The following is a 25,741-nucleotide window of genomic DNA, read 5'->3' as shown; positions in this document are numbered from 1 at the left end:
GCCCGGTATCAGAGCGGTCGGCGATGGTTGATCCCATGAACGGATCAGCGATCGCGGCCTCAAGCCCGGGCGAGATCCCCTCGGGCGACCCGACCTGAGCAATCCGGACATCCGGGGCGCCGCGAGGAACGCAATCCACCCCGTTCAGTCGGATTCGTGACAGCTTCGAAGGAGCACACCACCATGTCCATCACCCTCACCGACCAGGACACGCACACCCTGCGCACCGCCGCGTGGGGCGCCGTCTCGCTGATGGCCGCCGCCGGTGCCGCCGGCTCGCCCCACAAGATCGCTACCGAGGGCTCCATCGCCCTGACCTCCGCGACCGGCCTGGTCGGGCACGTGCTCACCAAGGCACCCAAGGGTGTGAACGGCAAATCCACGGCCGCACTCGCCGACCAGGTGCTGCCGGCCCTGACGGCATCCATGAGTCTGCTCAAGAAGCAGGCTCCGGCAGAGGCCGACAACTTCCGCCGCACCGTCCTCGTCGCCGTCGAAGCAGCGACCCGACCGCAGAAGGGCGAGCCCAGTCCCACCATGGCCGAGATGGCCCGCAAGATCACCGAGTCCCTCGACGCCGCTTGACGGATGTCGACCTACGCCGGCGACGGCTTGTCACGGGGTCCTCACCGGACCCCGTGACCCGGCGGGTCATCCGTCCGTCATGGGCGCAAGGTCACACGAGGGTGTAACCGGCTTCCTCTACGGCCTTGCGCACGGCGTCGTCGGCGACGTCGCCGGAGACGTCGAGGCGGCCGCTGCCGAGGTCGACCTCGACGCCGGTGACGCCGGGGATCTCGCCGACCTCCTCCTTGACCGAGCTCACGCAGTGGCCGCAGGTCATGCCCTGCACGGTGTACGTCTTGACGCTCATGGCGCTCTCCATTTCCGGGAGAAGGGGATTCATGCGGTGCGGCCGACGATCTCGCGGACCGAGCCGTAGCCGTGCCGTCGCAGCCTGCGGGCGAGCTGCCGGTTGATCCGGGACGGCCACAGGGGGCCCTCGTAGATCAGGCCGGTGTATCCCTGCACGAGGGTGGCGCCGGCCAGCAGCCGCTCCCAGACGTCGTCGACGTCCTCGACGCCGCCGACCGAGACGAGCGTGAGCCGGTCGCCGGCCTTCTGGCGCAGGCGGCGCAGCACCTCCAGCGAGCGGGCCTTGAGCGGCTGTCCGGACAGACCGCCCGCCTCGGTGCTCGCGACGCCCTCACGGCTGATCGTGGTGTTGGTCGCGATGACGCCCGCCAGCCCGAGATCGGCGGCGAGCTCGGCCACGGCGTCCACATCCTCGTCCGCCAGGTCCGGCGCGATCTTCACGAGCAGCGGGGTGCGGCCGGCCGCCTCCTTCACCGCCGACAGCAGCGGGCGCAGGCGGTCCACGGCCTGCAGGTCGCGCAGGCCCGGGGTGTTGGGCGAGCTCACGTTGACCACGAGGTAGTCGGCGAGCGGCGCGAGCCTGCGGGCGCTGTCCACGTAGTCGCGCACGGCCTCGGACTCGGGCACCACCTTGGTCTTGCCGATGTTGACGCCGACCACGGCCGGGATGTGCCGCACCCTGCCCAGCCGCTTGGCGGCGGCCGCCGCCCCGGCGTTGTTGAAGCCCATCCGGTTGATGATCGCCCGGCTCTCGGGCAGGCGGAACAGCCGCGGCCGGGGGTTGCCGGGCTGGGCGTGCGCGGTGATCGTGCCGACCTCGACGTACCCGAACCCGAGCGCCGACAGCGGCTCGGCGCATCCGGCGTCCTTGTCGAACCCGGCGGCGAGCCCGAACGGCGAGGCGAAGTGGACGCCGAACGCCTGGACGCGCAGCGATTCCGCCCTCGGCGCGAGCAGCCGGTGCAGCAGCCGCACGAGGGGCGGGAACATCCCGAGCAGGCGGAGCAGCCTGATCGTGAGGTGGTGGACGGCCTCCGCGTCGAAGCGGCTCAGGACCTGCGTGAACACGAGTCGATACATCACGGCAAGACTATCGCCCGGTCACGGCCCACCTCGGCCCGCCGCCGTACGTTCGCTCAGTTGGGCCGAGGACGGGCCTCGGCCGTGGGCTGAGGCAGCGGCACGTGCGACGCCGTACGGATGGACAGCCCGGAGTCGAAGCCCAGCAGCCGCAGCAGCCTCAGCACCTGCCGAGAGGGGCGGACGAAGGTCACGTCGCCGCCCCACTCGTGCACGCGCGCGTCGGCCCACAGCAGACTCCGCGCGCCCGCGCAGTCGAGGAAGCCGACTCCGGCCAGGTCGACCTCGACGTGCCCCGGCCGGTAGGTCCCCAGCACCTGCCGCAGGCAGGCATGGAGCTCCGGCACCCCCGACACGTCGAGGTCGCCGTCCACGGCAATCCGGATGCCGGTCTCAGACGACGTGGTCTGGATTCGCAACATTCCTCTGGCCCTGCTCGCCCAGCAGTTCGGCCGCGAGCTCGGATACCTTCCGTCTGCTGTCCCTGGCCTGCTTGCGCAGTCCGGTGAACGCCTGCGATGCCGTCAGATCGTGCTTGCCCATGAGATAGCCGATGGCCCGCTCGATCACGACGCGGTAGTCCAGGGCGTACTGGAGCTGGTCGGCGAGCACCGCCTTCTCGTCCGCCTCCATCGACGCCACGAGGACCTGCTCGATCACGTGGGCGTACGCGTGGAGGGCCTGGGTGTCGCTCTCCTGCCACTCGTGCGGCGCGTCCTGGTAGACGTTCAGGGTGCCCACGGGCACACCGCCGAGCCGGATCGGCACTCCCGCCACCCCGCGCACCTCGGGGTGCAGCAGTTCACGCAGGGCCGGCCACCGACGGTCGGTCCGCACGTCGACGGTCGTCACCGCGGTGTCGCCCACGTACGCCGCGACACACGGGCCCTGGCCCGTCACCGCCTGAGCGCGTTCTAGACTGCGGCCACGCTCGTCGGTGGCGAAGAGGTAGCGAAGTGTGCGGTCCTCCTCGGCGAACATCAGGCCGGCGCCGGAATATCCGAAAAGCCGATCGACCACTTGGACGATGCGCTCAAGGTGGTGCACGATCCCGGTCGCCGACCTGTCCTTCTGCAGGCGTCGCAGGCTGGCGACAAGAGCCTCAGGATCGATATGGGTCATTCCGTATCCTCTCGTGAACCTCACCTCGCACCGCCATGGCCTGGGGGAGAGGCACCGATTCGGCCATCACAACTGCCCGGAGGGGGCCCGATCAGTCCTGATCTCTGCCAGGACCTGAAGAACGATGACCATCAGCTCGCCGAGACGGGAACCCGCCTCCGCCTCCGTGCGGTCCCAGACCCGCCCGTCCCGGGCGTAGAAGTCCAGGACCCCGATCAGCTCGGAGTCCTCGATGAGCGGAACGGAGAGGACGGCCCGGACCGGCGGGGCGTGGACGGCCACGTGCGGGAACCCCATGGGCCTCGCGGCGTGCAGATCGGGGATCGCGACGAGGCCGCCGCTGGCGGCGCTCTCGATGGCGGGACCGTCGCCCACGGACTCCTGGGCGAACTCCAGCAGTACGCCGTCGTCGTCGGTCGCCCCGATCGCGCGGAGGCGGTCCTGGCCGTCGAGCAGCATCAACGCGGCGCCGTCGACCCCGAACAGGTCGGCCATGCCGGTGAGGACGTTCTCGAGAACAGACGCGTCCGATGTCATCGCGAGCCCACTTTCAAACGATCAAGCGGCCGCGGACACAGGGCGGAGTGCCCCTAAGCCTAGTGGGCTCCGAGCAGTGGTAGCCAGGCGATCCACCAGGGTTGCCGACACGGTTGGCCGGCCGGGCGGGAAGGACATGAGAAATCCGCCCTCCCGCAGCGGGAAGGCGGATCGGAAACAGGCCAGGAAACGGGGTTATTCGCCCCAGAACGCGTCGACCTCGTACTGGTCGCGGCTGTGCAGCCACGACTCGGCGATCCTGCCGTCGCGCATGGTGATCACGTGTGCGAGGTTGTTCTCCGGCGGCACCTCACGGTCCGGCCGCGTCGCGGTGTACGTCGCGAGCGCGACGGCCGCCTCGTCGTCGGCGAGGACGCGGTGGACGTGCAGCTTGAGCGTCCCCTGGCTGAGCGCGGCGGCCTTGACCACGAAACCGATCACGGCCTCCCGCCCGGCGTAGTCGCCGGTGTTCGCGCTGCGCGGGCCGGGACCTGCTCGAGCGCAGCGTGGAGGACCACGTGCGGGGGCTGGAGTCGCTGCTGGCACTGCTGTCGCCGGACGAGCGCGAGCAGTTGTCGGCCCTGCTCGCCCGGCTGCTGCACAGCATGGCCGCACTCCGGAACTAGCGCTTGGCCTTCTTGCCTTCGGGGGTGACGGCGTACCACTCGCCGCCGAAGTCCTTCAGGTCCTGGCCGAGCACGTCCCCCGCCTTCTGGTCCTTCGCGTAGTAGTAGAGCGGGTGCTTGTTGTAGGTCACCTGCATGGTGCCGTCCTCCCGGTGGAGCGTCCCGAGCAGGTTCGCGTGCACGCCCGTACCGGCCTGGGGCGCGCCGGCGGTGAGCACGGGCGGCCACGCGGCGGCGCACGCCTGGGTGCAGGCGGAGGCGCCGCCCTTGTCCTTCGTGAACAGGTACACCGTGCGGCCCTCCAGGCCGACCAGCACGCTGCCGAGCGAGGTGGGCGCCGCGTCGATGCGCGCGGGCCCCGTGGGGGACGCCTGGACGGGAGAGGTCGGCGACGCGGAGTATCCGGTGGCGGACGGCGTCGCCCCCGAGGGGTGCTCGGAGGGCTCGGGCGTCTGCGACTCGTTGAGCTGGTCGTTGGCGACGCGGCTGGCGTCGTCGCCGGCACCGCCGCATCCGGCGGCCAGCAGGCTGATCGCGACCGCGCCGGCATACAGCAGTTTCCTCATGTTCGGCCTCCTGGGAAGTGAGCGAGTCGGCTCCCAGGACACACGTGGCGACGGCAGCCCCGCCGCCAGGACGCGAAGATCCGGGACAGGCCTTTGCCGTTTCGTGGGTTCCGCCTCACGGACCTCTCGCCGCCCTCGGGGCGAATCAGCGACGGCTGCGGATGAACCGCCAGATTCGGGGAAATCGGAGTAAGCCGTACGGGCGCGGCGGTGCGCCCCGACACGCGAACCGATCGCGGGGAGGTGCCGAGGTCACCGGCGCGTGCGATGCGATGCTGAGGCTGCGACGCCCGCCGGCGCGGCCGTCCGGCCCGCGGGGGGCGACGTTCCTGGCGAACCGCCCCCCTTCGCCCGATCTCGCGACAGACAAGGAGCGTCCGGATGGCCGAGCGCACGCAACCACCCACCGCGGAACCGCCCATCGTGGGATCGGCCGAACTGAGGCGCCGCCTCGGCCGTACGGGAGTGTGGCTGTCCTCTCTGGCGGCGATCCCGGCGGCAGGGGCCAGGAAGGCCGCGGCGGAGATCGAGGAGCTCGGATACCCGGCACTGTGGATCGGTGAGACCCCGGCCGGGCGGGAGGCGTTCACGCACGCCGCGCTGTTGCTGTCGGCCACCGGGCGGCTGCACGTGGCCACGGGCATCGCCAACATCTACGGCCGCGACCCCGTCGCCGCCGCCAACGGTGCCGCGACCCTCGCGGAGGCGTGGGACCAGCGGTTCGTGCTCGGCCTCGGCGTCAGCCACAAGCCGCTGGTCGCTCCTCGCGGCCACGACTACTCCGCGCCGCTCGAGTACATGCGGGACTATCTCGACGGGATGGACCGGGCGTCGATCGAGGTGCCGCAGGCGGAGACGCCGCCCCGGGTGCTCGCGGCGCTCCGGCACCGGATGCTCGAACTGGCGGCGCGGCGCGCGCAGGGAGCGCACACCTACTTCGTGCCGCCCGAGCACACCGTGAAGGCCCGCGAGATCCTCGGCCCGGACCCGGTCCTCGCCCCGGAGCAGGCCGTGGTGATCGAGACGGACCCGGGCCGCGCACGGGAGATCGCCCGCGAGTACGCCGCCATGTACCTCTCCCTGCCCAACTACACCAACAACCTGCGCGAACTGGGCTTCTCCGAGGACGACTTCGCGGGCGGGGGCAGCGACCGGCTCATCGACGCGATCGTGGCCTGGGGCGACCCGGAGACGATCGCCGAGCGGGTACGCGCCCACCACGACGCGGGGGCCGACCACGTGTGCGTCCAGCCGCTCGCGGACTCGGTGGGCACACAGATCGAGCACCTTCGGCTGCTGGCCCCCGCCCTCTTGGGGTGACGGCGTGACCGCGGCGACTCCCGGGCGGGGGCGCGGAGACCATGGCGGGCAGAACGGGCAAGGGCAGGACCCGCTGACCCCGCCGGACCCGACGGGCCTGGAGGCGTGGATACGCCAGGTCCTCGGCCTGGCCGGCGCCCGGGCGTCCACGTTCACCCCGCCCCTGCCGTCGACCCCGTCCGTCGACCCGGAGGACGCGGGCGGACCGGACCCCGGCACGAACGCGAAGTAGCCCGAGCAGGCCGGCCGGGAGGTCAGGCCGCCTGACGCACCTGCTCGGCCAGCCGTTCGAGGCTGTCGTCCAGCGCCTGCTCCACCGCCTCGGCCGGGGGCGCGTGCCGCTCGTCGAAGAAGGACAGGTGGACCGTCACGTCGCTGCTGTCGTCGTCGATGCCGGCGACCTGCAGCCATCCGGCGTACCGGTCCACGTCACGGGTGCCCCACTCCATCCGCAGCTGGTCCTGCTCGGCCCGCAGCAGCGCGCGTTCGTCCTGTCCCGTCTCGTCCTCGTGGACGGTGACCGCGGGCGGCTCCTCGGCGTGTACGTGCAGCTCACGGGGCATCCAGAGATCGAGTTTGCCGACGTCGCACGCCTGGCGGAACACCTGGTCGGCCGGCGCGGGCATCCTGCGGGACCGCTCGAACTCGGTCATGGTCCGTCACTCCTCCCTCTGTCGACGTAGGGAGCCCCTACCCGCCGCGCTCCGGTCCATCCTCCGTCTCGCCACGCGAGGCCGTGCAGCGGGCACCCCCTCCCCGGGCTGATGCGCACGGCGGCGTAGGGTCCGGTGCATGACCGATCATTACGATGTCGTGGTCCTCGGCGCCGGGCCGGGCGGCTACACCGCCGCGGTCCGTTCGGCCCAGCTCGGGCTCAGCACGGCGGTCGTCGAGGAGCGCTACTGGGGCGGTGTCTGCCTCAACGTGGGCTGCATCCCCTCCAAGGCCCTGCTGCGCAACGCCGAACTCGCCCACATCCTGACGAACGAGACCAAGACGTTCGGCATCCAGACGGACGGCCCGATCACGCTCGACTACGGCGCGGCCTTCCGCCGCAGCCGCCAGGTCGCGGACGGGCGTGTCAAGGGCGTCCACTACCTGATGAAGAAGAACGGCATCACCGAGTACGACGGCCGCGGCACCTTCATCGGCCCGAACGCCATGGAGGTGCGTGGCGCGGACGGCTCGGTGCGCACGGTGACGTTCGACCACTGCATCATCGCGGCCGGGGCGACGACCCGCCTGCTGCCGGGGACGTCCCTGTCCGAGCGCGTGGTGACGTACGAGGAGCAGATCCTCAGCGAGACGTTGCCGGGAAGCGTGATCATCGCGGGCGCCGGCGCGATCGGCGTCGAGTTCGCGTACGTGCTGCACAACTACGGCGTGAAGGTCACGATCGTCGAGTTCCTCGACCGGATGGTCCCGCTGGAGGACCAGGAGGTGTCGGCGGAGCTGGCCCGGCGCTACCGGCGGCTCGGCATCGAGGTGCTGACCTCCACCCGGGTCGAGTCGATCGACGACAGCGGCGAGAAGGTGCGGGTCACGGTCTCCAGGAACGGCGAGACCTCCGTGCTGGAGGCCGACAAGGTGCTGCAGGCCATCGGCTTCCAGCCGCGCGTCGAGGGATACGGCCTGGAGAACACCGGCGTACGGCTGACCGAGCGGGGCGCGATCGCCGTGGACGGCCGCTGCCGCACCAACGTGCCGCACATCTTCGCCATCGGGGACGTCACCGCGAAGCTCATGCTGGCCCACGCCGCCGAGTCGATGGGCATCATCGCCGCCGAGACGATCGCGGACGCGGAGACGATGGAGCTCGACTACGTGATGATCCCCCGGGCCACCTACTGCCAGCCGCAGATCGCGAGCTTCGGCTACACCGAGGCCCAGGCGCGTGAGCAGGGCTTCGACGTCAAGGTGGTCAAGTTCCCGTTCACGGCCAACGGCAAGGCACACGGCCTGGGCGACCCGGGCGGGTTCGTCAAGGTCCTCAGTGACGCGAAGTACGGCGAGATCCTCGGCGCCCACCTCATCGGGCCCGAAGTGACCGAGCTGCTGCCCGAGCTGACCCTGGCCCAGCAGTGGGACCTCACCGTGCACGAGGTGGCGCGCAACGTCCACGCCCACCCGACCCTGGGCGAGGCGGTGAAGGAGGCGATCCACGGCCTGGCCGGCCACATGATCAACATGTGACGGTGGCGGGCGGTCAGCGCCCGGTGGGCGGGCCGTCAGCGCCGGGGGCGACGCTCCTCCCGTGGCCGCGACACCACGCGGCCGCCGAGCCAGAGGAGCGAACATGACGACCCCATCGGTTCTGATCTCCGGCGCGAGCATCGCCGGGCCCGCCGTCGCCTACTGGCTGCGTAGGCACGGCTTCGCCCCCACGGTGGTCGAGCGGGCCCCGGCCCTGCGCGAGGGCGGCCAGGCGGTCGACTTCCGGGGGGCGGTCCACATGAGCGTGCTGCGGCGGATGGGCGTCCTGGACGAGATCCGCCGCCTGCGCACCGATCCCGGCCCGCTGCGGGTGGTCGACTGGCGCGGCGAACAGGTCGTCGCGCTGCCCGCGGAGTTCACCGGCGGCGAGGTGGAGATCCTGCGCGGTGACCTCGCCCGCGTGCTGTACGACCGGACCAGGGACGACGTGGAGTACGTCTTCGGCGACTCCATCGCGTCCATGACCGAGACCCCGGACGGCGTGGAGGTGACCTTCGAGCGCGGGGCGCCACGGACGTTCGACCTCGTGATCGGCGCGGACGGCCTGCACTCGAACGTGCGGCGGCTTGCCTTCGGCCCCGAGACGCGGTTCGTGCGGCCGTCCGGCTACCACGTCGCGATCTTCAGCGCGCCCGACCGCCTGGGGCTCGGCCGCGACACGCTGCTCTACAACGAACCCGGCCGCGGGGTGGCGGCTGCGGGCGCCAGGGACGGGGCGACCGCCGGGGTGATGTGCGTCTTCCGGGCCCCGGGCCTGGACTTCGACCACCGCGACGTGGCACAGCAGAAGAAGATCGTCCTGAACGAGTACGCGGGAGCGGGCTGGGAGGTCTCCCGGCTGCTCGAGGCCGTCCCGGACGCGTCCGACTTCTACTTCGACTCGATCAGCCTCGTCCACATGGACCACTACACCAGCGGGCGGATCGCGCTGCTCGGCGACGCCGGCTACGGCGCCACCTGTGGCGGCATGGGGGCGGGCATGGCCGTCGTGGCCGCGTACGTGCTGGCGGGCGAACTCGCCGCCGCCCGCGGCGACCACCGTGCCGCGTTCCCCGAGTACGAGCGGCTGATCAGGGGGTTCGCCAAGGCGTGCCAGCGGGTCGCGGGCAACGCGGGCTCGTTCCTCGCCCCGGCGACGCGGGGCGCGATCCGGCGGCGCAATCTGGCCTACCGGGTGCTCACCGCCGGACCGCTGATGCGCGTGCTCGACAAGATGAGCACCAAGGCGGCCACCTCGATAACACTCAAGGACTATGCGGCCTGAAATGCGGAAATGCCGATTACCGAACAGGCATTCGGCTTGCGCGACTATTCACTAGGAAACACTTCCCACGGCGTCGATGAATGGTCGGCTACGCTGGGAATCAGGCCGTGCGCGAAACGCCGTGGCCGCGTACGGGCGAACAATGCGAGGGCGGCCCGATGGCGAGGGACGACGCGAATAACACCGGCTCCCCGGTCGGCGCGAACACTCTGATGGCCCTCATGCGTGAACTGGTCTTCCCGCCGTGTGTGATCGAACGTTCCTCGGTGGTGCCGCAGGACGTCACCCGGCGCGAGAACGACGCGGAGCACTCCTTCGCCCTGGGTCTGGTCGCGGTCTGTCTCGCCCCGCTGATCGACCCGGCCCTGGACCCGGGCAGGATCGCGAGGTACGCGCTGGTCCACGATTTGCCCGAGGTCCACGCGGGGGACGTGTCGGTCTACGCCGACCCGGCGGAACGGGAGAAGAAGGCCGTACGCGAGGAGGAGGCACGGGAGATCATCACCCGCGACTTCGGCGGGACGTTCCCCTGGCTCGTCGAGGACCTGTACGGCTACAAGGCGCAGCACGATCCGGAGAGCAGGTTCGTCTACGCGCTGGACAAGCTGCTCCCCCACGTCAACGTGCTGCTGGCCGACCACCACCCGCTGCGGCCGAGCTGGGCGGCCTACAAGCACACCGAGATCACGGCCAGGCGGAAGATCCGCATGAGCTGCCCGGCACTGCTGCCGTTGTTCGACGAGCTGTGCCGGGAGTTCGCTCGGCGCCCGCACCTGTTCTCCGGTGGGGTGTCACCTGGCGTGGGAGATGACGATGTTCGCGACGGCGAGCAGCGCCGCTCCGCAGACGGCGCACAGCACCCTCAGTGGCAGGCCGGCGCCCGGCCCGAGCACGGCGGGCAGGGCGACGAGGAAGGCCCCGGCCGCGCTGGCCGACACCCGCGTGAGGAGGCGCGACCGCGAGCGCCGCACGACCACAGGAAACCCGGCGCTCGTCGTCAGTGAGTCGCCTCCCGGCATCGGGCCCGCCCGGGTGTCGACGGCCAGCGTGATCCCGACCCGCGCGAGCGCGTCGAAGCCCAGCATCTCGGGCCGCAGCCAGAACTCCACGGTGTCGTATCGCGACGCCACGTCGTAGGAGTCGTCGGACGCGATCTTCAGGAAGGTGCCGTCGGTCGCGCAGACGAGCCGCTTCGCGGTCGGCGTGTAGCCGTCGGAGTAGAAGCTGACCCGCATCTTCACCGAGTCGCCGTCGCTCAGGTGCAGCCGGCCCTCGGCGTCGAGCCTGCCCGTCCTGTCCTTGTTGAGCAGCGGTTCCTCGGTGCGGACGAAGTAGGAGGACCTGTAGGTGGGATGCCGGGCGAGCCGCCGGGCCACCCCGAGCCACAGGATGGGGTCGTCGCCCTGCTGCTCGTGCAGGTGGAGGTCGGGGAAGCGGGTGGTGGCCGGATACCAGCGCCCGCCGTTGGCCTCCGCCAGCCTGTCCACGAACCAGCCGCCCTTGGCCCTGATCTCCGCCTCGGCCAGCGGAAACTCCTCCAGGTTCGCGTAGTCGTCCACCCGCAGCCGGAACACGGCCATGTCGGCCACGCAGGCGGTCGTCACGACCGTGGCGAAGCGCACGGGCACGACGAACGGCTCCGCGTCGGGCGACTCCCGGTCGGCCAGGAAGGCCACGAGGCACCGCCGGCCGACGGCGGAGCCGTTCGCGATCGCCTGTTGCAGCGCGCCCGCCACGTAGTCGGTCTCGTACCGGAACTGGATGATCGCCCCTCTGGGCAAGGCCAGCGCCCTCAGGACGTCCTCCGCGTACCGCCGCCTGCTGTCGGACGACAGCAGCAGCACCGAGGGCCGGACCCCGGTCATGTCCGCGATCATGTCCGCCCCTCTTCCATGCCACGCAGGCGGTCCTCGAGCGCGAGGAAGCGCGGCCACACCCGGTCCCTCGGCAGTTCGTCGAGGCGCAGGCTCGCCGCGGTCTCGTACCGCAGCCCCCGCTCCGCCAGCGCCCGGTGCTCGCCCAGGATGATCGGCTCGCGTACGCCGTCCGACTGGTCGCCGGTCAGGTCGATGACGAACCGCCGGGGGTCGTGGGCCGGGCCGATCTCGACCCAGCAGTGGTGGCTGACGTCCTCGGCGTCGTCGCGGCCGACGCGCAGCCTCCCGTAGCAGTAGACGGGTTCGAGCAGCAGGTCGGTGCGGAGCCTGCGGGCGAGCCAGACGGAGGTGACGCCGCACTGGCCCCGGGGGTCGCCCGCGGCGACCGGTGACTCCTGATAGCGCGGATGCACCGTGCGGTCCGACCAGCAGGACTCCAGCATGCGGCGGTAGCCGAGCAGGCGCTCCGTCCACTGTGGCGAGGTGAAGTCGGCGTCGACGGGTCTCACGTGGTCGCCGCCCGAGTGGGTCCGGCGCGACACCCTGATCAGGCCCTCGATCGCGCCGACGCTGCGCTTCGCGGCGGAGGTGGCGCCGAGGACCATGAGCACGTTGTCCGGGGTGTCCAGGAGTTGCGGCACCGACTCCCCGGACATCCGGCGTGTCTGGAAAAGGCCTTTGTCGTCGTAGCGGTAGGCCACGGGCGACAGGGCGATCGGCCTGAATCCCGACGCGAGAAACGAGGTGCCGTCGAAACCGAGCATGGGGTTGTATGCCGTGATGACATAATCCCCGGCATTTTTCGCCCTGATCTCCCGGACCGCGCGGGCGATCGTCAGGCTCATGAGGTTCGCCGGAATTCCCGCCAGCCCGTGCATTCTTGTCAGAACCATTATCCGGCCGGGATTCACGTCCAGCCCGTGCCCGGTGAGCGCGTCCAGGACGTACTGGCGGTCGCACCGCGAGAAGGCGACGTATGTGATCGGCATCGTCGCGCCCGGCAGGAAGAGCCCGAACTGGAGGACGGTGTCGGCCCTCTCACTGTGCAGGTAGTGCAGTCTCGACTGGACCAGATGGCCGACGCCGGGCTTGACCTCGGCGAAGCGCAGGCAGGTACGGTAGCCGTCGCCGAACGACAGGCTCAGGTCGCGGTGCGCCTTGTTCACGTTGAGGAGGACGGAGGCATGGGCCTGGTACGCCGCGTCCTCCGCGGACTGGCGCACCTGAGCCGCCCGGACGACGGCCTGCAGCCGTATCTCCTCGTACACCTTGTCCGGAGACCAGCCGGCGATGGTCGGCCTGCTCAACCGGGGCAGGTGCAGTCTTACCTGGATCTCCAGGGTCCGGAGGTCGACTCCGACCGTCTCGGCGTCCGCGCGGATGCGCGTCCCCATCGCGCCGACGAAGGTCTCGACATCCGGATCACGAAGCCCGTCCACTCGCGCGCCCTCGCTTCGCGCTTTTTCCCTTCGCAGCGTACGCGTGGTCTGGGGCACTTCTTCTCCCGCAATCCGCGAGAATCTTGTCAGTGACGCCGTCAAGGATAGAACTCGAAGCGCACCCTGTCAGGGCGCTCGCCGAGTTGGTATCGCCTTATATCGGGCCCAAGCCGCAATTACGGCCACTTTTTCATTGGATCCTGGAAGGCGGTGGATAGAGGGCCGCAAGATCATGCGCTGCCGCCGCCATCTCGCGCCGCAGCTCGACCGGTTCCAGGGCCTCCACCTCGGCCCCGAGCTTGAGGAACTCCGTCCGCGCGTGCGTCATCGACTCGATGGGCACGGTGGCGGTGATCCACCCCCGCTCGTCCGGCGGGCCCGCCGTCTCGTCCACCGCGCGGGCGACGGCCGAGCTCATGACCTCCGTGAGCCGCTCCCGGCCCCGCGGCGACAGCCGGATCACCGCGTGGCCGCGGAACAGCCGCGACCGGAAGCCGGCCAGGTGCTCGTGCCAGTGTCCCGCCAGGTCGAAGCCTTCCGGGCGCTCGAACGTCTCGCCGGTCACCGTGAGCGCGAGGATCTGGCCGACGCGGTAGGTCCGCAACGCGCCGTCGCACCGCGCCACGAGATACCACTTCCCCGCCTTCAGGACCAGCCCGTACGGCTCCAGCCTCCGCTCGACCTCGCAGGGCTCCACCCATCGGCGGTAACGGATCCGGACGACCCGGGCGTTCCAGACGGCCTCGGCGACCTCCCGTAAATACGGCGACCGGTCGCCTTCGTAGTACCAGCCGGGCGCGTCGAGATGGAAGTGCTCCCGCACCCGCCGCGCCTCCTCCCGCAGACCGGCCGGGAGCGCGGCCTCGATCTTCAGCTCCGCCGCGGCCAGCAGAGCGCCGAGGCCGAGGTCGGCGGCCGGTCCCGGCAGCCCGGACAGGAACAGCGCCCCGGCCTCCCGCTCGGTCAGGCCGGTGAGCCGGGTGCGGAAGCCGTCCATCAGGCGATAGCCGCCCTCGTGCCCGGCCTCGCCGTACAAGGGGATGCCCGCGGCGTGCAGCGACTCGACGTCCCGGTAGATCGTGCGGACGCTGACCTCCAGTTCGTCGGCGAGCTGCCTGGCCGTCATCCGGCCGCGCGACTGCAGCAGCAGGAGGATCGACAACAGGCGGGAGGCGCGCACAGCACCAGCATTCCACTGCCATGCTTCCACTGCCAGAAGGTGTCAGTGAAGCGGTCCTACCGTTCCCGTCATGGCTTTCGCGGAGAAACTGCTCTTCGTGCCGCCCCCGATCCAGGTGAGCGGCTACCACGTCAAGCGTTACCACGTCACCGCCGACCCGGCCGGGATCGACCCCGAGGTCGAGAAGGCGGCGTACGCCGTCCTGCCCGAGTTGCTGCCCGAACCGGACGGCACGCCCCCGGCCGCCTTCGTCGTCCTGCACAAGGGCGGGGACGACGGGGCCTACATCAACGCCTACACCTGGGCGTGGGACAACGCCCTGCACTACGGCAACGCGGTGGCCGGTCAGCCCGCGCTGGGCTGCCCCGACCGGGATCCCACCCACTTCATCCGACCGGAACGCCCGCTCATCGGCTGCGTCTGGGAGCTGCCGCCGATCCTGCACGAACGCGACGCGTGGGTGCGGCACCTGCTCGCCCCCGACCGCCCCGACCTCGACGCCTACCTCGCCGACACGCTGCCCGAGGGCACGACGGGAGACCGCCGATGAAAGAACCACGGGCCCGGCGAGCGCACTGATCAGGGGCGACGTCCCGCTCACTTGACCAGGAGATCGCCGCGGTCGATCGTCGGGGCCTGGCCTCACGAACCGGTCCCCCTTCGACACCGGAGTGATCGATGCGCAGAGCCCTGGCCGTTCCGCTCGCCGCGTTCCTGGCCGCCTCCCTGCTCGCGGCGGCGGACCCCGCCCAGAGTCCGCCGCCCGCTCCACCGGGACAGGCCGGCGCCGTCGAGATCACGGTGAACGCGAACGCCGGGCTCGGCACCCTCCACGAGGCGGCGTACGGCGCCAACGCCGCCGTCTGGGACCCGCACATGAACGACCCGGAGGTGGCGCGGCTGTACAAGCGGGCGCACATCGCCGCGGTGCGGTACCCCGGCGGGTCGTACGGCGACCTCTACCACTGGGAGACCCACACGGCGCCGGGCGGGACCGTGGCCCCGGGCACGGGTTTCGACCAGTTCATGGGCACGGTCAGGGCGGCAGGCGCGCAGGCCGTGGTGATCGCGAACTACGGCACCGGCACTCCGGAGGAGGCCGCCGGGTGGGTCCGGTACGCCAACGTGACCAAGAAGTACGGCGTGAAGTTCTGGGAGGTCGGCAACGAGCTCTACGGCAACGGCCACTACGGGGCCACCTGGGAGGCCGACGACCACCCGGACAAGAGCCCCGCGGCGTACGCCCGCACCACGCTCGAGTTCGCCCGCGCGATGAAGGCCGTCGATCCCACGATCAAGGTCGGGGCGGTGCTCACGATCCCCGGGAGCTGGCCGGACGGCGTGGTCGCCGCCGGTGACTCGGCCAGCTGGAACCACACGGTCATCCCGGTGGTGGCACCCGAGATCGACTTCTTCACCGTGCACTGGTATCCGGGTACGAGCATCCCGGATACCAGTGGCGACGTCGTCGGGCTGCTGGCCTCTCCGCCGGGGCTCGCCGAGATGCTGGCCCAGGTGCGGGCCGACGTCGCCGCCCTGGGCGGGCGCGACGTTCCGCTCGCGCTGACCGAGGTCGCCTCCAACATCGGGCGCAACACACACGCGGCCGGGCTGTTCGCCGCCGACACCTACCTGACCGCGCTGGAGAACGGCGTCTTCACCGTGGACTGGTTCGACACCCACAACGCGGTGGAGAAGGTCGGCACGATCGACGGCGAGACCGACTATCAGGACATCGGCTTCCTGTCGCTCGGCCAGTGCGCCGACGGCGTCTGCGAGCCCCCGCTCAACACGCCGTTCCCCTCCTATCACGGCATCGAGATCCTCCACACGGCCGCCGGACCGGGGGACGGCCTGGTCAGGGCTGCCTCGGACCAGCCGAAGGTGGCCGTGCACGCCGTACGGCAGGCCGGCGGCGACCTGGCCGTCGTGATGATCAACAGAGACCCGGCCACCGCCTACCCCGTGCGACTCCGCTACACCGGGTTCACCCCCTCCGGCCGGGCCCCGGTGACGTACGCCTTCACCCGGGGGGCCACCGGGATCGTCCGCGCCGAGCAGGGCGACGCGTACGCCCGGACGCTTCCGCCGTACTCGATCACCACGATGACCGTGCGGGCGGCGAGGGGCCCGAAGCCCGCACCCGCCCCGGGCACGCCGACGGCGCGCGGCACAGCGGACGGTGTCACCGTGAGCTGGCCCCCAGCCGGTCGCAAGGCGGACGGGTACGAGGTGTACCGCCAGACGGGCGCGGACACCGTCCTGCTGGGCACGACCCGGGGCACCTCGCTGACGCTGCGCGACCTGGAGCCCGGCGCCTCCTACACGGTCAACGTGCTGGCCAGGGACCGGACCGGGCGGCTGTCGCGGCCGTCCGCGCCGGTGACCTTCACCGCCCCCACGCCGCCGGACAGCACCTGCGCGGTCCGCTACCGGGTGACGCAGGGCTGGGGGCGGGGCTTCACCGCCGAGGTGACGGTCGCCAACCGCGGCGCGGCCGACGTGGCGGATGGGGCGCTGACGTTCCGGTTCCCGGTGGCCGGGGAGCGGGTCTCCAGCGGATGGGGCGGCACGTGGACAACTGAGGGGACGTCCGAGGGCCGGGACGTGCGGGTCGTCCCGGGTGGGCAAGCAGGTGAGCAGACCAGGACGATCCCGGCAGGTGGTTCGGTCACCGTCGGGTTCGTCGGCGCCAACGAGGGGGCCTATCCCTCTCCCACCGTGTTCCGCCTGAACGGCACGATCTGCTCGACGCTGTGACGGTTTTCTTTGGGCGACCATGGAGTTGTCTTGCACGCGGCCGAATGCAGCGTTTGTGGGCCGAATGAGAGACTTCTGAGCAAGCGCCTGCCATGTCAGGCGCAAACCCCGCGGCCCATCGCCAGAAAAAGCCGCCCGGTGTGGTAACGGCGAAACCGCTGGAAGCCCGCCCTCCTCGCCGCGAAGGCCGAGGAGGGCGGAGCCCCCATCAAGGGAGCGCGATTGCGGTGGGAGCGCGGCAGCCGAGGCCGCCCTCCGGGGGCCCGTATCCCCCGCCGCCGGGTGTCTCGATCTCCAGCACGTCGCCCGGCTCCACCCGGACCGAGTCGCATCCCGCGAGGTGGACGACCTCTCCGTCCGCGCGCCGCACCCGGTTGACGCCCAGAGCGCCGGGGGCGCCGCCGGCCATGCCGTACGGCGGCACGCGGCGGTGACCGGACAGCACGCTGACCGTCATCGGCTCGCGGAACCGGATGCGGCGCACCGCCCCGTCCCCGCCGCGCCACCGTCCGGCGCCGCCGCTGCCGCGCCGGATGGAGAACTCCTCGAGCAGCACGGGGAACCGCCATTCCAGCACCTCGGGGTCGGTCAGCCGGGAGTTCGTCATGTGGGTCTGCACCGCCGCCGCCCCGTCGAATCCGTCCCCCGCCCCGGACCCCGAGGCGACGGTCTCGTAGTACTGGCGGCGTTCGTCGCCGAAGCTGACGTTGTTCATCGTCCCCGACCCCTCGGCCTGGACGCCCAGCGCGGCGTAGATCGCGCCGGTGACGGCCTGCGAGGTCTCGACGTTGCCGGCGACCACGGCCGCGGGGTACGCCGGGGCCAGCATCGACCCCTCCGGAATGACGACGCGCAGGGGCCGCAGGCAGCCGTCGTTGAGCGGGATCTCGTCGGCCACCAGGGTGCGGAAGACGTACAGCACGGCGGCGGTGACCACGGCCGACGGCGCGTTGAGGTTGGTGCCCAGCTGGGGCGAGGTGCCGGTGAAGTCGATCGTGGCGGTGCGGCGGGCGCGGTCCACCGAGACGCGCACCGCGATCACGGCGCCGGAGTCGGTCTCGTAGCGGTAGCGGCCCTCGCTGAGGGCGTCGATCACCGCGCGGACCGCGCTCTCGGCGTTGTCCTGCACGTGCCGCATGTAGGCCCGCACGACGTCGAGGCCGAAGTGGCCGATCATCGCGCCGACCTCCTCGACGCCCTTGGCGTTCGCGGCGATCTGCGCGCGCAGGTCGGCCAGGTTGGTCGCGGGGTCCCTGGACGGGTACGGCCCCTCGGTGAGCAGCCGCCACGTCTCCTTCTCGCGCAGGCCGTCGCGGTCCGCCAGCAGCCGGCAGTCGAACAGCACGCCCTCCTCGTGCACGCTCCTGCTTCCGGCGGGCATCGAGCCGGGCGTCAGCCCGCCGATCTCCGCGTGGTGGCCGCGGGAGGCCACGAAGAACAGGATCTCCCGGCCCGCGTCGTGGAAGACGGGGGTGACGACCGTGATGTCCGGCAGGTGGGTGCCGCCGTGGTAGGGGTCGTTGATCGCGTACACGTCGCCCGGCCGCATCCCGCCGCCCCGGCGGCGGACCACCTCCTTGACGCTCGCGCCCATCGACCCGAGGTGCACCGGGATGTGCGGCGCGTTGGCGATGAGGTCGCCGCCCGAGTCGAACAGCGCGCAGGAGAAGTCGAGCCGCTCCCGGATGTTCACCGACTGCGCGGTGGACCCCAGCCGGGCGCCCATCTGCTCGGCGACGGACATGAAGAGGTTGTTGAAGACCTCCAGCATCACGGGGTCGGCCTCGGTGGTCACACCGGCGGCCCGGGGGCGCGCCCGCACCCGTTCCAGGAGCAGGTGCCCGTACCGCGTCACCCCGGCCCGCCAGCCGTCGTCGACCACCGTGGTCGCGTCGGCCTCGGCCACGATCGCCGGGCCGCCGAGCGTGTCGCCGGGGCGCAGCCGTTCCCGCCGGTAGAGCGGCACCTCGCGCCACGCGCCGCCCGTGTACATCCGTACGGTGTCCACCGGCCGCCCCTCGGCGGCGCCGGATCCGGAGGCGAGGCCGGAGAGGTCGGGCTGCTCGGTCAGGCCCACCGCCTCGACGGAGACCGCCTCCGCGACCAGCGGCCGGTCCATGAGGAAGGAGTACGTCCGCAGGTGGGCGGCCTCGAACGCCGTCACCATCGCCTCCGTCCCGGCCAGGTCCACCGGCAGCGGCGTGTCGGTGCCGTCGTAGCGCAGCCGCACCCGCCTGCTCACCCGGATCCGCCCGGCCGGCACCCCCTCGTCCGACAGCTCGCGGCGTGCCGCCGCCTCCAGGGCGTCGGCGAGACCGGTCAGGCGCCGCGCCGCGGCGGGCTCCAGCCGGGCCTCGACCGACTGCTCCCGCATCACGGTGGTGTCGGCCAGCCCGATGCCCAGGGCGGACAGCACGCCCGCCATCGGCGGCACCAGCACGGTGCGGATGCCGAGCGCGTCGGCCACCGCGCAGGCGTGCTGCCCTCCGGCGCCGCCGAACGTGATGAGGGCGTATTCGGTGACGTCACGGCCCTTCCGCACGGAGATCTGCTTGATCGCGTTGGCGATGTTCTCGACCGCGACCCGCAGGTAGCCCTCGGCGACCTGCTCGGGGTCGCGCTCGTCGCCGGTCCGCGCGCGGATGTCCGCGGCCGCCTCGGTGAACCGCCGCCGCACCTCGCCGGTGTCGAGCGGCAGGTCGCCGTGCGGGCCGAAGACCTCGGGGAAGTGGCCGGGCTGGACGCGGCCGAGCATCACGTTGGCGTCGGTGAGGCACAGCGGGCCGCCGTTGCGGTAGCAGGCCGGGCCGGGGTCGGCCCCCGCGGAGTCCGGGCCGACCCGGTAGCGCCCGCCGTCGAAACGCAGGACGGACCCGCCGCCCGCCGCCACCGTGTGAATGGCGATCATCGGTGCGGACAGCCGCACACCGGCCACCTGGGTCTGGACCACCCGCTCGTACACGCCCGCGTAGTGGGACACGTCGGTCGAGGTGCCGCCCATGTCGAAGCCGATCACCTTGTCGAAACCGGCCAGCCGGGACATGCGCGCCATGCCGACGATGCCGCCGGCCGGCCCGGACAGGATCGCGTCCTTGCCGCGGAAGTGCCCGGCCTCCGCCAGCCCGCCGTTCGACTGCATGAACATCAGCCGTACGCCGGGCAGTTGCCGGGCCACCGCCTCGACGTACCGGCGCAGGACGGGCGAGAGGTAGGCGTCGACCACGGTGGTGTCGCCGCGCGGCACCAGCTTCATCAGCGGGCTGACCTCGCTGGAGCACGACACCTGGGCGAAGCCCGTGCGCCTGGCCAGGCTCCCGATCGCCCGTTCGTGCGCCGGGTGCAGGTGGCTGTGCAGGCAGACCACCGCGACCGCGCGGACGCCCTCCTCGCGGAGGCGCCGCAATCGCGGCGCGAGGCCGTGGAGGTCGGGCGGCCGGAGCACCACGCCGTCGGCGGTGATCCGCTCGTCCACCTCGGTCACGCACTCGTACAGCATCTCCGGCAGCACGATCCGCCGGTCGAAGATGCGCGGCCGGTTCTGGTAGCCGATGCGCAGCGCGTCGGCGAACCCCTTGGTGATCACCAGCGCCGTACGCTCGCCCCGGCGTTCCAGCAGGGCGTTGGTGGCGACCGTGGTGCCCATCCGCACCGACTCGATCCGCTCGACCGGGATCGGCTCGCCCGCCTGGACGCCCAGCAGGGCGCGGATGCCCGCCACCGCCGCGTCGGGGTAGCGCGCCGGGTTCTCCGACAGGAGCTTGCGTGTCACCAGCCGCCCGTCCGGGCGCCGGGCGACGACGTCGGTGAACGTCCCGCCGCGGTCCACCCAGAACTGCCACCGGCCTCCAGGCATGGGACCCCCCTCCGCACGCCCGTACATCCCTTGTATCAGGGCCGCACGCCCCGGGCTTAACAGGGAGACACATCACCACATGCCGGACATATCATCGAGTGCCGTTTCCCGGATCACACCGGACCGGCGTGAGGGGAAGGTGGTCCCGGCAGTGATGTCCGTGCCGAGCGTGGAGCGCAATAGGGGCATCGGTGCCCTCGTCACCGGCAACCTGCTCGGCGGCGTCGCGGTCGCCTCCGGCATCGCGGTCGGCGGGCTGCTCCTGGAGCGGCTGGGCGGCACGTCCGTCGCGGGGCTCGGCCAGGCCGCGAGCGTGCTCGGCGCGGCGGTCGCCGCGGTGCCGCTGGCCGGGGTCGCGGCCCGGCACGGGCGGCGCCGTTCGCTCGCCCTCGGGTACGCGATCGCCGTGCTCGGCGGCGTGCTGATCGTCACGGCCGCCGTCGTCGCACAACTCGCCGTGCTGCTGGCCGGACTGGCCATGTTCGGCGTCGGGCAGGCGGTGAACCTGCAGTCCCGGTACGCCGCCGCGGACGGCGCGGCCCCGGGCGCCCGGGCCAGGGCGATGTCGATCGTCATCTGGGCGACCACGATCGGGTCCGTGGCCGGCCCCAACCTCAGCGAGGTCGCCGACCGGTTCGGCCGGTGGCTCGGGCTGCCCGGCCTCGCCGGTCCCTACGTGTTCTCGGTCGTGTCCTTCGCCCTGGCGGGCGCGGTGGTGGCGGTGTTCCTCCGGCCCGCCGTACGGTCGTCCGCGCCGGCCGGCAACGAGGCGGACAAGAGCCGCCGTACGGTGGGAGCGGTGGCGGCGCTGCGCTGGGCGGCGGCCGACCCGGCGGCGCGGTTCGCGGTCGTGCTCATCGCGGTGGCGCACGCGATGATGGTCATGGTCATGGTGATGACGCCGCTGCACATGCAGCACCACGGCATGTCACTGCAGCTCGTGGGCGTGGTGATCAGCCTGCACGTGCTCGGCATGTACGCCCTCAGCCCGGTCTTCGGGTGGCTGGCCGACCGGATCGGCGCGATCCGCACGGCGTGCGCCGGGATGCTGATGCTCGGGGCGGCCGTCGTGCTCGGCTTCGTGGCCGCGTCCGCCTCGGAGGGCAGCACCCTCACCGCGCTCGCGCTGATCGTGCTCGGCGTCGGCTGGTCGGCGTCGATGATCTCCGCGTCGGCGCTGCTCGCCGGCACCGCCGCGGACCACGTCCGGGTGCCGCTGCAGGGCGCCACCGACGCCGGCATGAACTACGCGGGCGCCGCGGCGGCCGCGCTGGCCGGGCCGATCCTCGCCGCCGGCGGCTTCCGCGCGGTCAACGTCGCGGCGGCGGTCATCCTGGTGCCCGCCGTCGCGACGGCGGTCGCCGCCCTGCGCCGGGGCCGGGCGACCGGGGACGAGGCGGGGGACGAGGCGGGGGACGACGGGCACCGCCCGCAGGCCGCCCATCCTGTCGACACCGGCTCAGGGTGATCGGGAGGTCCCGGCTCAAGACGAAGTCCGGCCGAAACTGACGAAAGGGCCCTCCCGCCGTCGTCTCAGCCTCGGGCGAGGGCCGCGTGCGCCGGCTCGGACTCGCTCTCGGCCCCGGTGGCGGCGAGAAGCTTGGCGGCCAGCGGCAGGGTGCCCGCGAGTTGGACCAGCGCACCCGCCACCGTGACCGCGGGATTGAACTCCCCGCTGGAAAGGACGAACCCGGCCACCAGGAGAGGGGCCGTCCAGCGCGGCAAGACGCCGGTACGCAGGATCGCGGCGGCCTGCGTGACCAGGCCGATCACGGCCGACGCCAGCATGGGCAGCATGACCCCACCGAACCATGCCGAGCCCTGGTATCTCTCGTATGCCGCGACCGCCTCGGCGACTGCTCCGCCTTCGGGCGCCAGGCCCAGCACGACCGGTCTCATGCCCGACACGACCAGCCCGAGCGCGCCGGACAGGGCGAGCAGCAGCCCGGAGATCGTCCCTGCCAGCGGCGCCCGTTCGCGTAGCACCCGCATCACCGCCAGGCCGCCGGGGATGGAACTGCCGACGAAGATCATGTAGAGCAGAGTGCCGAGAGCGTAGCCGTCCCGGTCGGCGGCCACCTGGCCGAGGTAGTCCGCCGCCGCGGTCCGGGGCAGGCCGACCGTGTCGGCCAGGTGCCACACCAGTGCGGCGAACGGGCCGGCGACGACCGCCGCCGCGAGCAGGTAGGGCTTGCGGGAGGTGGAGGACGTGCTCATGGGTTGGTGCTCCTTCTTGACGTGCGACCCGTCTGGCCGCACTCGAACACTGGCGCGGCCGTGTCCCGGGCGGCCTGAGCACGCAGTCGCCAACTACAAGAAGGACGATTTGTCCCATGCGGACGGGACATCAGATAACGGACAATTCCCCTTGTGCGTTCGCGTCTGGTGCTGACCGGGGAGTGGGTCGCGGGAGCCGCGGCGGCGGCGACCCTGGCCGGGTTCGGGCTACGGCTGCGGTCATCCGCGGGGTTCTCCGACGACTACTGGCTGTGGATCTCGGTGACCGCTCTGGTGTACGGCCCGCCCGGCGCGTTCCTGATCCGGCGCGGCCGGACGGTCCTTGGCCGGCTCTTCGTCGCGGTGAGCGCGAGCGCCGCGACCGGCGCCCTCGCGGCGGAGTACGCCGCCACGGCGGCCGTGCTCGGCTGGCCCGGCCATCTGACCGTGCTCTGGCTGTCGGTCTGGAGCTGGCTTCCCGCATACGCGATCGTGGCGGCCGTCGTTCCCTACTGGCTGCCGTCAGGCGAGCGGCCGGTGGGGGTGTTCCGCCCCCTCATGTACACCGGGTGCGTCGCCGTGGTGACGGGGTCGGCCGCCTGGGCACTGCTGCCCTGGGAGCACAGCGACGATCCGGCGCTGGCCGAAAGCGGCCTTGTCAACCCCCTGGGGGTCGCGGGCGCGGAGGCGCTCCTTCCGGTCAGCCTGATCCTGATCGCCGTCGCGGCGCTGGGCGGGCTCGCCTCCCTGGGCGTACGCCTGCGCCGGGCTGAGGGTGACAGGCGCGGCCAGTTGGCGTGGGTCGCCACGGGAATGGCGGGCACCCTGCTCCTTCTGGCCGCTGCCCAGGCGGTGCCTGCGCGCGGCTCGGGTGTGCTGCTGGCGGCGTCCGCCGTACCGTTGCCGGTCTCCGTGCTGGCGGCGATCCAGCGGTACCGGCTGTGGGACATGGAGATCGTGCTGCGCCGCGGGCTGGTCTGGTCGCTCATGTCGGCCGAGATCGCCGTCTGCTACACGGTCGTCGTCGCGCTGCTCGGGGATCTGCTCGGCCGCACTGTCGGCGCTCCCCTCGTCGCCGCGGCGGTGGTCGCCGTCAGCGTGGCTCCTTTCAACCGGCTGTTGCAGCGGGGAGTTCGGCGGCTGCTGTACGGCGACGCGGCTGATCCGTACGACGCGCTGGGGCGGCTGGGGGCGACACTGGAGACGGCGGCGGCCCCCGCCGAGGCACTGCAGCGGCTGGCCGGGGACGTCGCCAGGATCCTGCGGGTGCCGGCCGTGTGGGTGCTGGTCCTCGACGGGCCGCAGTCCCGCCACGGCGACGATCTCGGCGCCGATCCTGTGCGAGTGCCGCTTGTGCACGCCGGAGAGGCGGTGGGAGAGCTCCTGCTGACCCGGCCGCGCGCCGGGGAGTTCCGCCCCGCCGAGGCCCGGCTGCTGCACGTGCTGGCCCGGCAGGCGGGCGCGACGGCGCACGCCGCCCGGCTCGCCTCGGACCTGGACCGGTCACGTCGGGCGCTGGTCGCCGCGCGCGCCGAGGAACGCCGCCGGCTGCGCCGGGACCTGCACGACCATCTCGGACCGAGCCTGTCGGCCGTTCAGCTGCAACTGGAGACCGTCCGCGACCTCGTGACCACCGACCCGGCCGGGGCGGGTGAACTGGCCGACCGATGCGCCGCGTGGCTGGCCGGCGCCGTGAGCGACGTCCGCAGGATCGTGGACGGCCTCGGCCCGTCCGCCCTCGACGACCTGGGCCTGGCCGAGGCGCTGCGCGCACAGGCGGCGGCCTTCGACCGCCCCGGCCTCGCCGTCCGGCTACGCCTGCCCGAGCAGGGCCTGCCCCCGCTTCCGGCCGCCACCGAGGCGGCGGCTCTGCGCATCGTGGGCGAGGCGCTGGCCAACACCGCCCGGCACGCACGTGCCAGCGGCTGCGACATCGACGTGGCGCTGTCGCCCGACGCGCTGCACTTCACCGTACGGGACGACGGCGTCGGCATGGCCGGCTCCGGCCCGGGGTGGCGAGCGGGCGTCGGCCTGGAGTCGATGACGGAGGCCGCCGCCCAGCTTGATGGGAAATGCGAGATTCTTGCCCCGGTGGACGGCGGCACCGAGATCCGCGTGCGGCTGCCGAGAGTCGAGGTGTGAGATGCGCGTGCTGATCGTGGACGATCACCCCATGTACCGCGAGGGGCTGATCGCGGCGCTGTCCGGCCGTCCCGACGTCACGGTCGTGGGCGAGGCGGGTGACGGGGCGGCCGCCGTCGAGCTGGCGGTCCGGCTCACGCCCGACATCGTCCTGATGGACCTGCACATGCCGGTCATGAACGGCGTTGAGGCCACCGGGAGGCTGCGGGCAGAGCTTCCGGGCGTCGCCGTCGTGGTGCTGACGATGCTGGAGTCCGACGAGTCGCTGGCGGCGGCCGTACGGGCGGGCGCCCGCGGCTATCTTCTCAAGGGGGCGGGCCGGGCCGAGATCCTGCGGGCGCTCGAGGCATGCGGGGACGGCGGCGCCTACTTCGGCCCGAACGCCGCCCGGGCACTCGCCGGGCTCGTCGGCGCCGAAACCCGGCGGCCCGTGGCCAACCCGGTCCTGCCCGAGCTCACCGAGCGCGAGGTGGAGATCCTCGACCTGATGGCACGCGGGCTGTCCAACGCCGCCATCGCCTCCCGGCTCTACGTCTCCGACAAGACGGTCCGCAACTACGTGAGCGCGGTGTACGGCAAGCTCGGGGTGAGCGACCGCGCCGCCGCAGTGGCCCGCGCCAGGGACGCCGGGCTCGGCGCCGGCCTTCCCGGCCGGCGCTGAGCCTCGC

General features: G+C 72.1%; 23 protein-coding genes. 11 read left to right on the top strand and 12 right to left on the bottom strand.

Annotated features, from left to right (window positions below):
- Window positions 1–183 precede the first annotated feature (183 nt).
- Complete coding sequence (locus tag IL992_RS17400; protein ID WP_193204374.1) at window positions 184–585, top strand: hypothetical protein; 402 nt, start codon at window positions 184–186, stop codon at window positions 583–585.
- A 91-nt stretch (window positions 586–676) separates the two neighbouring features.
- On the opposite strand, the gene IL992_RS17395 is transcribed toward IL992_RS17400, so the two are convergent.
- The 7 genes from IL992_RS17395 to IL992_RS17365 form a co-directional block, all read right to left on the bottom strand.
- Complete coding sequence (locus IL992_RS17395) at window positions 677–874, bottom strand: heavy-metal-associated domain-containing protein (protein WP_079315216.1); 198 nt, start codon at window positions 872–874, stop codon at window positions 677–679.
- A 29-nt stretch (window positions 875–903) separates the two neighbouring features.
- Window positions 904–1,956, bottom strand: a complete 1,053-nt coding sequence (locus IL992_RS17390; protein WP_193204373.1) for a quinone-dependent dihydroorotate dehydrogenase — start codon at window positions 1,954–1,956, stop codon at window positions 904–906.
- Window positions 1,957–2,012: 56 nt separating this feature from the next.
- Complete coding sequence (locus tag IL992_RS17385) at window positions 2,013–2,330, bottom strand: STAS domain-containing protein (protein WP_193204372.1); 318 nt, start codon at window positions 2,328–2,330, stop codon at window positions 2,013–2,015.
- 19 nt (window positions 2,331–2,349) lie between these two features.
- Window positions 2,350–3,078: a GAF and ANTAR domain-containing protein gene (locus tag IL992_RS17380; protein ID WP_079315194.1), complete on the bottom strand. Its 729-nt coding sequence runs from the start codon at window positions 3,076–3,078 to the stop codon at window positions 2,350–2,352.
- A gap of 66 nt (window positions 3,079–3,144) precedes the next feature.
- Window positions 3,145–3,615: a GAF domain-containing protein gene (locus tag IL992_RS17375; protein WP_193204371.1), complete on the bottom strand. Its 471-nt coding sequence runs from the start codon at window positions 3,613–3,615 to the stop codon at window positions 3,145–3,147.
- A 195-nt stretch (window positions 3,616–3,810) separates the two neighbouring features.
- A complete protein-coding gene (locus IL992_RS17370) occupies window positions 3,811–4,161 on the bottom strand; it encodes a nuclear transport factor 2 family protein (RefSeq protein WP_319018618.1) in 351 nt (116 codons plus the stop codon).
- Window positions 4,162–4,237: 76 nt separating this feature from the next.
- Entirely contained in the window at window positions 4,238–4,807 is a 570-nt protein-coding gene (locus tag IL992_RS17365) for a COG4315 family predicted lipoprotein (RefSeq protein ID WP_193204369.1), read from the bottom strand.
- Between the two features lie 381 nt (window positions 4,808–5,188).
- On the opposite strand from IL992_RS17365, the gene IL992_RS17360 reads away from it, so the two are divergent.
- Together IL992_RS17360 and IL992_RS17355 are read left to right on the top strand one after the other, a co-directional pair.
- Entirely contained in the window at window positions 5,189–6,127 is a 939-nt protein-coding gene (locus IL992_RS17360) for a TIGR03620 family F420-dependent LLM class oxidoreductase (protein ID WP_193204368.1), read from the top strand.
- A gap of 4 nt (window positions 6,128–6,131) precedes the next feature.
- Window positions 6,132–6,359 carry a hypothetical protein gene (locus IL992_RS17355; protein ID WP_193204367.1) on the top strand — a complete coding sequence of 76 codons (228 nt, stop codon included), beginning with the start codon at window positions 6,132–6,134 and terminating at the stop codon, window positions 6,357–6,359.
- 22 nt (window positions 6,360–6,381) lie between these two features.
- On the opposite strand, the gene IL992_RS17350 is transcribed toward IL992_RS17355, so the two are convergent.
- On the bottom strand, window positions 6,382–6,780 hold the full coding sequence (locus IL992_RS17350; protein ID WP_030508779.1) for an SRPBCC family protein: 399 nt from the start codon (window positions 6,778–6,780) through the stop codon (window positions 6,382–6,384).
- A gap of 139 nt (window positions 6,781–6,919) precedes the next feature.
- Here IL992_RS17350 and lpdA point away from each other — a divergent pair, with 139 nt between their 5' ends.
- The 3 genes from lpdA to IL992_RS17335 all read left to right on the top strand — a co-directional run bounded on the left by lpdA (window position 6,920) and on the right by IL992_RS17335 (window position 10,609).
- On the top strand, window positions 6,920–8,320 hold the full coding sequence (gene lpdA / locus IL992_RS17345; protein WP_193204366.1) for a dihydrolipoyl dehydrogenase: 1,401 nt from the start codon (window positions 6,920–6,922) through the stop codon (window positions 8,318–8,320).
- Window positions 8,321–8,423: 103 nt separating this feature from the next.
- Window positions 8,424–9,605, top strand: coding sequence for an FAD-dependent monooxygenase (locus tag IL992_RS17340; RefSeq protein ID WP_193204365.1), 1,182 nt, complete (start codon window positions 8,424–8,426; stop codon window positions 9,603–9,605).
- Between the two features lie 158 nt (window positions 9,606–9,763).
- Window positions 9,764–10,609, top strand: a complete 846-nt coding sequence (locus IL992_RS17335) for an HD domain-containing protein (protein ID WP_193204364.1) — start codon at window positions 9,764–9,766, stop codon at window positions 10,607–10,609.
- A gap of 869 nt (window positions 10,610–11,478) precedes the next feature.
- On the opposite strand, the gene IL992_RS17330 is transcribed toward IL992_RS17335, so the two are convergent.
- Together IL992_RS17330 and IL992_RS17325 are read right to left on the bottom strand one after the other, a co-directional pair.
- The gene (locus IL992_RS17330) at window positions 11,479–12,921 is read right to left on the bottom strand and encodes a hypothetical protein (RefSeq protein ID WP_193204363.1); all 1,443 of its coding nucleotides are present in this window, start codon (window positions 12,919–12,921) and stop codon (window positions 11,479–11,481) included.
- A gap of 190 nt (window positions 12,922–13,111) precedes the next feature.
- Window positions 13,112–14,101: a helix-turn-helix transcriptional regulator gene (locus tag IL992_RS17325; RefSeq protein ID WP_193204362.1), complete on the bottom strand. Its 990-nt coding sequence runs from the start codon at window positions 14,099–14,101 to the stop codon at window positions 13,112–13,114.
- Between the two features lie 70 nt (window positions 14,102–14,171).
- Here IL992_RS17325 and IL992_RS17320 point away from each other — a divergent pair, with 70 nt between their 5' ends.
- Together IL992_RS17320 and IL992_RS17315 are read left to right on the top strand one after the other, a co-directional pair.
- Complete coding sequence (locus tag IL992_RS17320) at window positions 14,172–14,651, top strand: hypothetical protein (RefSeq protein ID WP_193204361.1); 480 nt, start codon at window positions 14,172–14,174, stop codon at window positions 14,649–14,651.
- 128 nt (window positions 14,652–14,779) lie between these two features.
- Window positions 14,780–16,861 carry a cellulose binding domain-containing protein gene (locus tag IL992_RS17315; RefSeq protein ID WP_193204360.1) on the top strand — a complete coding sequence of 694 codons (2,082 nt, stop codon included), beginning with the start codon at window positions 14,780–14,782 and terminating at the stop codon, window positions 16,859–16,861.
- Window positions 16,862–17,069: 208 nt separating this feature from the next.
- On the opposite strand, the gene IL992_RS17310 is transcribed toward IL992_RS17315, so the two are convergent.
- Entirely contained in the window at window positions 17,070–20,714 is a 3,645-nt protein-coding gene (locus tag IL992_RS17310; RefSeq protein ID WP_193204359.1) for a hydantoinase B/oxoprolinase family protein, read from the bottom strand.
- Window positions 20,715–20,868: 154 nt separating this feature from the next.
- Here IL992_RS17310 and IL992_RS17305 point away from each other — a divergent pair, with 154 nt between their 5' ends.
- The gene (locus IL992_RS17305; RefSeq protein WP_193204358.1) at window positions 20,869–22,182 is read left to right on the top strand and encodes an MFS transporter; all 1,314 of its coding nucleotides are present in this window, start codon (window positions 20,869–20,871) and stop codon (window positions 22,180–22,182) included.
- Window positions 22,183–22,247: 65 nt separating this feature from the next.
- On the opposite strand, the gene IL992_RS17300 is transcribed toward IL992_RS17305, so the two are convergent.
- The gene (locus IL992_RS17300) at window positions 22,248–22,931 is read right to left on the bottom strand and encodes a hypothetical protein (RefSeq protein ID WP_193204357.1); all 684 of its coding nucleotides are present in this window, start codon (window positions 22,929–22,931) and stop codon (window positions 22,248–22,250) included.
- 153 nt (window positions 22,932–23,084) lie between these two features.
- On the opposite strand from IL992_RS17300, the gene IL992_RS48380 reads away from it, so the two are divergent.
- Together IL992_RS48380 and IL992_RS17290 are read left to right on the top strand one after the other, a co-directional pair.
- The gene (locus tag IL992_RS48380) at window positions 23,085–25,073 is read left to right on the top strand and encodes a histidine kinase (RefSeq protein WP_193204356.1); all 1,989 of its coding nucleotides are present in this window, start codon (window positions 23,085–23,087) and stop codon (window positions 25,071–25,073) included.
- Between the two features lies 1 nt (window position 25,074).
- Window positions 25,075–25,734: a response regulator gene (locus IL992_RS17290; protein WP_193204355.1), complete on the top strand. Its 660-nt coding sequence runs from the start codon at window positions 25,075–25,077 to the stop codon at window positions 25,732–25,734.
- The last annotated feature ends 7 nt before the right edge of the window (window positions 25,735–25,741 follow it).

The sequence above is a fragment of the Microbispora sitophila genome (assembly GCF_014892245.1).
Lineage (GTDB): Bacteria > Actinomycetota > Actinomycetes > Streptosporangiales > Streptosporangiaceae > Microbispora > Microbispora siamensis.
The sequence above is the reverse complement of the archived record's forward strand: the minus strand, read 5'-3'. Positions and strand labels throughout refer to the sequence as shown.